General features: G+C 73.6%; 4 protein-coding genes. 1 reads left to right on the top strand and 3 read right to left on the bottom strand.

Annotated elements, in window-relative coordinates; genetic code table 11:
* Positions 1-132 precede the first annotated feature (132 nt).
* The 3 genes from ACSNN7_RS09185 to ACSNN7_RS09175 are packed head-to-tail and all read right to left on the bottom strand — an operon-like array spanning position 133 to position 4,988.
* A complete protein-coding gene (locus tag ACSNN7_RS09185) occupies positions 133-2,616 on the bottom strand; it encodes a transglutaminase TgpA family protein (protein ID WP_436680239.1) in 2,484 nt (827 codons plus the stop codon).
* Positions 2,617-2,632: 16 nt separating this feature from the next.
* Complete coding sequence (locus ACSNN7_RS09180) at positions 2,633-3,931, bottom strand: DUF58 domain-containing protein (RefSeq protein WP_436680238.1); 1,299 nt, start codon at positions 3,929-3,931, stop codon at positions 2,633-2,635.
* A 1-nt stretch (position 3,932) separates the two neighbouring features.
* A complete protein-coding gene (locus ACSNN7_RS09175; RefSeq protein ID WP_436680237.1) occupies positions 3,933-4,988 on the bottom strand; it encodes an AAA family ATPase in 1,056 nt (351 codons plus the stop codon).
* Between the two features lie 580 nt (positions 4,989-5,568).
* Between ACSNN7_RS09175 and leuS the strand changes: the two genes are divergently transcribed.
* Positions 5,569-8,409, top strand: coding sequence for a leucine--tRNA ligase (leuS, locus tag ACSNN7_RS09170; RefSeq protein WP_436680236.1), 2,841 nt, complete (start codon positions 5,569-5,571; stop codon positions 8,407-8,409).
* The last annotated feature ends 221 nt before the right edge of the window (positions 8,410-8,630 follow it).

Raw genomic sequence — 8,630 nt, 5'->3', positions numbered from 1 at the left:
CGACAACCGCTTCCCCGGCATGAACCCTCATCCTCACGAGAATCCACCCCGTTGCAACAACCACTTGAGCCCGAGCGTCGAATAGCCACGCTTTCTCTGAAAGTGTCCGCGTCGGGCCGGGGTGGGGGTGGGTCAGGCTCGGCGGGTGGGGCGGTTGGCCAGGAGGCGGCGGGGGCTCCAGCGCAGCAGCCGGACGCGGGTCCGGCCGGCGCCGGCCACCAACCGGGAGGACGAGTCCGCCACGGCCAGCCGCCAGCGCAGCAGCACCGACGGCGGCAGCACCGCCGCCAGGAACCGGGTACGCCGGTCCGACCGGGCGGCGAGGGTGCCCCGGACCGCCTTCAACGCCGGGTGCAACGGCTCCCCGGTGAGCGGGTCGCGGGCGTAGCGGGCCCGCTCCTCCGCCCGGCCGAGCAGCCGTACCGCCGACGCGGCGGCGCCGTCGTCGCCGACGGCCTCGCGGGCCAGCCGCTCGGCGGTCGCCCGGGGCGTCTCCGTGCGGTCCACGCGTACCCGGTAGTCGACCAGCGTGTCGAGCAGCTCGTCCCAGGCCGCGTGGGCGTCCGCGCGGGCCCGGTCGTGGTCGGCGCCGAGCACCACCATGCCGGGCGCCCCGGCGTCCGCCCCGTCCGGTCCGGCGGCACCGGTCGCGGTGACCGCCGGAGCCGCCCGGCCGTGGCGGCGCCGCCGCAGCGACATCCGCCGCAGCGCTGGCACGCAGAGCAGGGCGACCAGCGCCAGCAGCCCGCCCGCCGTCCACCAGGGCCAGCTCGGCGCGCGCCGGGCCGGCCCGCCACCGGCGGCGTCGAAGCCGGCGTCGGTGTCCCGGTCGGCGGCGTCCTCCTGCTCCGGCCCGGCCGTGGCGGCGGGGTCGTCGGGGGAGGCGCCGGGCGCGGTGGTCTCCGAGGGCTCCGGGTCCGGGGCGTCGCTGTCCGGGGCCCAGGCCGAGCGGTTCGCGCCCTGCACCGCGTACGCCGGGGTCGCGTCGAACGGAACCCAGCCCATCTGGTCGAAGTAGACCTCCGTCCAGGCGTGCAGGTTGCGGTTGGTCAGCACGTACGTGCCGTCGCCGGTGCTGGTGCCGTTGGTGAAGCCGAACGCCACCCGGGCCGGGATGCCGGCGGAGCGCACCAGCCAGGCCATCGCCGCCGCGTACTGCTGGCAGTAGCCGACCTTGTTGGTGAGGAAGTCGACGATCTCCTCGCCGCTGGTGCCGCCCCTGGTGCTCAGCGAGTAGCTGAAGCCGTTGTCCCGGGAGAAGTAGTCGTAGATCGCCCGGACCTTGTCGTAGTCGCTGCGCTTTCCGTCGACCAGCCGGGACACCAGCACGTCGACCTGCTGCACCGCCGGCCGCCGGGTCTGCTGCACGGCGATCGGGTGTTCGGCCGGCAGGGAGCGGGCCTTGCGCAGCGCCGCGGGGGAGAAGGTGGAGCGGACGTACTCGAACGCGTAGCGCTTGCCCCGCGAGTTGTCCCGGTTGGAGAAGACCACCCCGAGGTTCGCGTCGTAGAGCCAGTTGCCGTTGAGCCCGTCGGTGCTGACCGGGTCGGAGTAGACCGGCACCAGGGGCATCTCCAGGTTGCGGGTGACCTCCACCGTCGCCTGGTACCGCTGCTGCTCGGCGCCCTGCCGGGCCGGCGGGGCGGGCAGGTCCCGGTCCACCCGCCGGCCGTTGGGCGGGCGCACCCGGAAGCCGTCCGGCCGCAGCTCGTCGGCGACGCCGAAGCGCAGGTAGAACGGGCTCGGCTCGGTGGTGGTCACCTTGACCATCTCGGCCACCTCGCTCTGGTTGAGCTGGCCGCTGAGCGCCGCGAACAGGTCGATCCGGCCGGGACTGCCGCCCTGCCCGGGCCGCCCGTTACCGGTGCCCTCGCCGGTGGAGTTGAACTGGTCCAGCAGCCCGCCGGTCATGCCGGGCACGGCCAGTGGAAGCGCCACGGCCAGCGCCACGCCCACCACCGCCAGCCGCCGACCGGCCGCCGCCAGCGGGGAGGACTCCCAGACGTCGACGTCGCGGCCCTCGCCGGTGAACCGGCGGCCGAACCGGCGCACCCGGTCGACGTTGTCGGTGACCAGCAGCCACAGGTAGCCGCAGGCGCCGACCACGAACGGCATGGCGGGCACGCTGTCGACGTAGACCGCCACCGGCACCGAGTAGATCGCCAGCATCGGCAGGCCGGCCAGGGCCGGTCGGCGCAGCCCCACCGCCAGCACGTCCACCATGATCGCCACCGAGCCCACCCCGAGCACGGTGATGAACAGCAGCGGCGTGGTGTCCGGCACCTCGACGCCGTACGAGCGCATGTCCTGCAACGAGCCCTGCAGCAGCTCGCCGAAGTGGGCCAGGGTGGCCGGGGTGGGCAGGAACGCGACCAGCTCCGTGCCGCCGGGGAAGAGCCAGGTCAGGGCGAGCAGCAGGCCGGCCAGCATGCCCAGTACCTGCCCCCACAGGGGAGCGCGGACCAGCCGGGTCAGCGCGGCCACCCCGGCGACCACGGCCACCGCGATGGCGGCCTCGATCAGCCAGGTCCAGCGTTCGAAGATCGACGACAGTGGTGGCGCGGCGAGCAGGGTCGCCGCGGCGGCCACGAAGCCGAGATTGCGGGAGGCGATCACGACCTCACCCTTTCCGTCATCGGACGCCGCCGGCGACCGTCTCGGCGAGCGCCGCGCGCAGCGCGAAGCCCTGCGAGCCACGGGCGGCCTGCGGCCAGAGCGCCGGCAGCCGGCCGCCGTGGTCCACCCCGATCACCCGCCAGCCGCCCTGGAGCAGGGCGAGCGCGGCGGCGCCGTGCGCCCGCTCCGACTCGGCGCGGGCCTTCTCCGGCAGGTTGAGCCAGGTGGAGCTGTCGAGCAGGAAACCGACACAGGTCGCGCCGTTGGCGCGTAGCCCGGCCAGCAGCTCCGCCTCGGCGGTGCTCACCGACCCGAGCAGGGCGATGATCAGGCCGCCGTCGGCGCGCTGGCGGACCCGCTGCACCAGGGTGGCGACCTCGCCGCGCTGGTCGAGGCGGACGTCCGCCAGGTGGTCCAGGAGCAGGCCGTCGCCGGCGCCCTCGGTGGCGTCCACGTCGGCGCCGGAGCCGGTGACCAGCCGCAGCTTGTAGCCGGACTGGCGCAGGTGCACCGCGATGCTCGCAGCGGCGGAGACCGCCCACTCGAAGCTGGCGGTCGGGCCGTCGCCGCGGTGGCCGAACGCCCGGGTGTCCAGCACGACGGTGGCGCGGCTCTCCCAGGGCTGCTCCTCGCGGCGCACCATCAGCTCGCCGGTGCGGGCGGTCGACTTCCAGTGCACCCGCCGCAGGTCGTCGCCGACCCGGTACTCCCGGGTGGCGGCGTCGTCCTCGCCGTGCACCGCGACCGACCGGGCCCGGCTGTCGCCGCTGCCCGCGTACTCGCCGGGGAGGCGGACCGTCGGCAGCGGGGTGACCTGGGGGATCACCGTCAGGTGGTCGGTGCTGGGGAAGGCCCGGGTCAGCTCGCAGAGCCCGAACGGGTCGGTCAGCCGGACCACCAGCGGGCCCACCTCGTACCGGCCGCGCACGTCGGCGCGGACCGTGTACGCCACCGAGCTGGCCTGGTGTGCGCCGAGCCGTTCCAGCACCACCCGGGGCCGGCTGCCCAGCGCGTACGGCAGCCGGTCCTCCAGCAGCAGGGTGCCGGTGGGCAGGCGGGACATGTTCTGCAGCCGCAGCACCACCCGGGAGCTGGCCCCGACCGGCACCCGGTGCGGCTCCAGCGACCGGTTGCAGGCCAGCTTGTAGCGGCTGCGCCCGACGTAGAGGGCGGCCAGCAGGGGCAGGACGGCGAGCAGCACCGCCACCCGGAGCAGGTCCTTCTCGCCGAGGATGCCGGCGGAGACCGCCGCCGCGACCGCGGCCGCCAGGAACGAGCGGCCGCGGGTGGTCAGTCCGCGCAGCCCGTCGCGCACGTCACGGCCTCCGCGGCTCGTACGGCCCGCGGCCGTTGCCCGCGGCGGGCCGCGGCGTGTCGTACGGGGTGCGCTTGCGCTCCTGCGGCAGGGTCAGCCGGTGCACCAGCTCGGAGACGATCGCGTCGGTGGTGCGCCGGGCCAGCTGGGCGTCGGCGGTCGGGATGATGCGGTGCGCCAGCACCGGCACCGCGAGCGCCTGCAGGTCGTCCGGGAGCACGTAGTCACGGCCCTCCAGCGCGGCGACCGCGCGGGCGGTGCGCAGCAGCTGCAGGGTGGCCCGGGGGGAGGCGCCGAGGCGCAGGTCGGGGGCCTCGCGGGTGGCGGTGACCAGGTCCACCGCGTACTGCTTGACCGCGTCCGCGACGTGCACCTGGCGGACCGTGGCGATCAGCCGGCGCACGGTGGCGGCGTCGGAGACCGGGCGCAGCTCCTGGAGCGGGTCGGTGGCGCCGTGACCGTCCAGCATGGCCAGCTCGGCGCCCGGGTCCGGGTAGCCCATGGCGATCCGGGCGGTGAACCGGTCGCGCTGCGCCTCCGGCAGGGGGTACGTCCCCTCCATCTCGATCGGGTTCTGCGTGGCGATCACCATGAACGGGGTCTGGAGCTGGTAGGTGACACCGTCGACGGTGACCTGCCGCTCCTCCATGCACTCCAGCAGCGCGGACTGGGTCTTCGGCGAGGCCCGGTTGATCTCGTCGCCGACCACCAGGTTGGCGAAGACCGCGCCGGGGCGGAACTCGAAGTCGTGCGTCTCCTGGTTGTAGACGCTGACCCCGGTGACGTCGCTGGGCAGCAGGTCGGGGGTGAACTGGATGCGGCGGACCGAGCAGTCGATGGACCGGGCCAGCGCCTTGGCCAGCTTCGTCTTGCCCACCCCGGGCACGTCCTCGATCAGCAGGTGCCCCTCGGCGAGCAGGACGGCCAGGGCGAGGCGCACGGTCGCCGTCTTGCCTTCGATGACCTGCTCGATGTTGGCCACGATGGCTTCGCTGGCGGCGCGGAACTCGTCGTGCGGCAACAGGCCGCCCACCTCGTCCCAGGTCTGTTGTGTCACGGGCCTCCTCCTCGTCGCCGGAACGGCAGCTCTGTTAAGAGCACCTGGACCCGCCGTTGGGTTCGCGACGCCGAGCCACGTCTGCCGCAGAAATCTCACTGGCCTCTCAGGCTAACCATGTTTCTCGCTGTCGCCGACCCCCGCAGGTAGACGGTCGGTTACGCCCCGAATATTCGCCAGGACGGGGGACCCGGCGGTCGCTGTCGGTGCCGGACATGATCACGATGGGCACCGGCGACCGGTCGCCCGGTGCGGTGGCGCGGGCCGGTCCGTCCCACGGCGTGGTGGCGGGCCACGTGGGCGCCGGCCCGCGGGGTACACTGCCGGTCATGGCCGGAGTCTTCCTGCTTCTTACCGGGCCGTGCTGATGCGCTGACGCGCGACAGCACGGCGGCCCCTCCTGCGCGAGGGGCTTTTTTGTGCCCTCCGCCGGCCGGCGCGGGGCCCGGCCCGCCCGCTCCGGCAGGCCGCACCGAGAGCAGATCACTCCCCATACCCGACCCATGACCACGCCGAGCGAGGTCAGCACCCAGCCCGGCCGTGGCGCGGCCGGCGGCGACGAGCGAAGCGAGGAGACGCCATGAGTGAGGCAGCCGCACCGGCGGGCGACATTCCCCCGTACCGGTACACCGCAGCCCTGGCCGACGAGATCGAGCACCGCTGGCAGGAGATCTGGGCGCGCGAGGGCACCTTCCACGCCCCGAACCCGACCGGCCCGCTGGCCGACCCGGACCACCCCCGGGCGGGCGCGGAGAAGCTGTACGTGCTGGACATGTTCCCGTACCCGTCGGGCGCCGGCCTGCACGTCGGCCACCCGCTGGGCTACATCGGCACCGACTGCTTCGCCCGCTACCAGCGGATGGCCGGGCGCAACGTGCTGCACGCGATGGGCTTCGACGCGTTCGGCCTGCCCGCCGAGCAGTACGCGGTGCAGACCGGCACCCACCCCCGGACCACCACGGTGGCGAACATCGAGCGGTACAAGGAGCAGCTGCGCCGCCTGGGGCTGGCCCACGACGAGCGCCGCTCGGTGGCGACCATCGACACCGACTTCTACCGCTGGACCCAGTGGATCTTCCTGCAGGTCTTCAACTCCTGGTACGACCCGGAGATCCGTAAGGCCCGGCCGATCGCCGAGCTGATCGCCGAGTTCGAGGGCGGCAACCGCCCCACCCCCGACGGGCGGCCCTGGGCCGAGCTGAGCGTGGCCGAGCGGCGGGCGATCGTCGACGACCACCGGCTGGCGTACGTCTCGCAGGCCCCGGTGAACTGGTGCCCGGGGCTGGGCACCGTGCTGGCCAACGAGGAGGTCACCGCCGACGGCCGCTCCGAGCGGGGCAACTTCCCGGTCTTCAAGCGCAACCTGAAGCAGTGGATGATGCGGATCACCGCGTACGGCGACCGGCTGCTGGACGACCTGGAGAGCCTGGACTGGCCCGAGCCGATCAAGCTGATGCAGCGCAACTGGATCGGCCGCTCCCAGGGCGCCCACATCGACTTCCCGACCGACCGGGAGCCGATCCGGGTGTTCACGACCCGGCCGGACACCGTCTTCGGCGCCACCTACATGGTGCTGGCCCCGGAGCACGAGCTGGTCGACGCGCTGGTGCCGGCCGCCTGGCCGGAGGGGACCAGGGACGCCTGGACCGGCGGGCACGCCAACCCGCGGGCCGCGGTGGAGGCGTACCGCAAGGCGGCGGCGGCCAAGACCGACGTCGAGCGGCAGGCCGAGACCAAGGAGAAGACCGGCGTCTTCGTCGGGGCGTACGCCGTCAACCCGGTCACCGGCGGGCAGATCCCGATCTTCATCGCGGACTACGTGCTGGCCGGCTACGGCACCGGCGCGATCATGGCGGTGCCCGCGCAGGACGAGCGGGACTGGGCGTTCGCCGAGGTCTTCGAGCTGCCGATCGTGCGCACCGTGCAGCCGCCGGAGGGCTTCGACGGCAAGGCGTACACCGGGGACGGCCCGGCGATCAACAGCGCCGCGCCCGAGCGCGGCCTGGACCTGAACGGCCTGGGGGTCACCGACGCCAAGGCGGCGATCATCGCCTGGCTGGAGGCCAACGGGCACGGCGCCGGCGCGATCACCTACCGGCTGCGCGACTGGCTGTTCTCCCGGCAGCGCTACTGGGGTGAGCCGTTCCCCATCGTGTACGACGAGACCGGCGCGGCCATCGCGCTGCCCGAGGAGATGCTGCCGGTCGAGCTGCCCGAGGTGGACGACTTCTCGCCGCGCACCTTCGACGCCGACGACGCCGACAGCAACCCGGAGACGCCGCTGTCGCGCCGGCGTGACTGGGTCGAGGTGGAGCTGGACCTGGGTGACGGGCCGAAGCGCTACACCCGCGAGACCAACGTGATGCCGCAGTGGGCCGGTTCCTGCTGGTACGAGCTGCGCTACCTGGACCCGACCAACAGCGAGCGCTTCGTCGACGCGGAGAACGAGCGATACTGGATGGGCCCGCGCGGCGAGGGCGACTGCGGTGGCACCGACCTGTACGTCGGCGGCGCCGAGCACGCCGTGCTGCACCTGCTGTACGCCCGCTTCTGGCACAAGGTGCTGTACGACCTGGGCCACGTCTCGTCCTTCGAGCCGTTCCGGAAGCTGTTCAACCAGGGCTACATCCAGGCGTACGCGTACACCGACGCCCGGGGCGCCTACGTGCCGGCCGAGGACGTGACCGAGCGCGACGGCGGCTTCTACCTGGGCGACACCGAGGTCAAGCGCGAGTACGGCAAGATGGGCAAGTCCCTGAAGAACGTCGTCACCCCCGACGAGATGTGCGCCGCGTACGGCGCGGACACGTTCCGGGTGTACGAGATGTCGATGGGCCCGCTGGAGGTGTCCCGCCCGTGGGAGACCCGGGCGGTCGTCGGGTCGTACCGGTTCCTGCAGCGGGTCTGGCGGGCGGTCGTCGACGAGCAGACCGGTGCGCTGCGGGTCACCGACGCCCCGGCCGACGAGGCCACCCGGCGGCTGCTGCACAAGGTGGTCGACGGGGTCCGCGGCGACATGGAGGCGATCCGGTTCAACACCGCCATCGCCAAGCTGATCGAGCTGACCAACGGGCTGACCCGGCTGGCCGAGACCCCGCGCGAGGTGGCCGAGCCGCTGGTGCTGATGCTGGCGCCGTTCGCCCCGCACGTGGCCGAGGAGCTGTGGCGGCGGATGGGGCACGACACCTCGCTGACGTACGCGGACTTCCCGGCCGCCGACCCGGCGCTGCTGGTCGCCGAGACGGTGACGTACCCGGTGCAGATCAACGGCAAGGTGCGCGGCCGGATCGAGGTCCCCGCCGACGCGTCCGAGGAGACCGTCCGCGCGGCGGCGCTGGAGGCGGTGGCCGGTTCGCTGGCCGGCAAGGAGCCCCGCAAGGTCATCGTGGTGAAGGGCCGGATGGTCTCGGTCGTCGCCTGACCTCGTCCGTTGCCACCGGAGGCGCACCCCGTCGCGGGGTGCGCCTCCGGTCGTTCGGGTGCCGGTGCCCGCGGGCCAGCGGCCCGGGCCGCGGGCGGGGCGGTCGCGCGGCCCTGCCGGGGCGAGCGCCGGCCGGAAGACCGGTAGACGGAGCGTGATCTCCGTGGTGGCGCACGCCGGGATGAGCGTGATGACTGTGAGGCATATTTATGCCTGACAGT

The sequence above is a fragment of the Micromonospora sp. URMC 105 genome, assembly GCF_051386295.1.
Taxonomy (GTDB): Bacteria; Actinomycetota; Actinomycetes; order Mycobacteriales; family Micromonosporaceae; genus Micromonospora.
Note: the sequence above shows the minus strand (reverse complement) of the source record. Positions and strands in the feature narration are given on the sequence as shown.

Bases quoted from the DNA above. Each gene is read 5' to 3' on its own strand.
- leuS (WP_436680236.1), top strand. From the start codon at position 5,569: ATGAGTGAGGCAGCCGCACCGGCGGGCGACATTCCCCCGTACCGGTAC.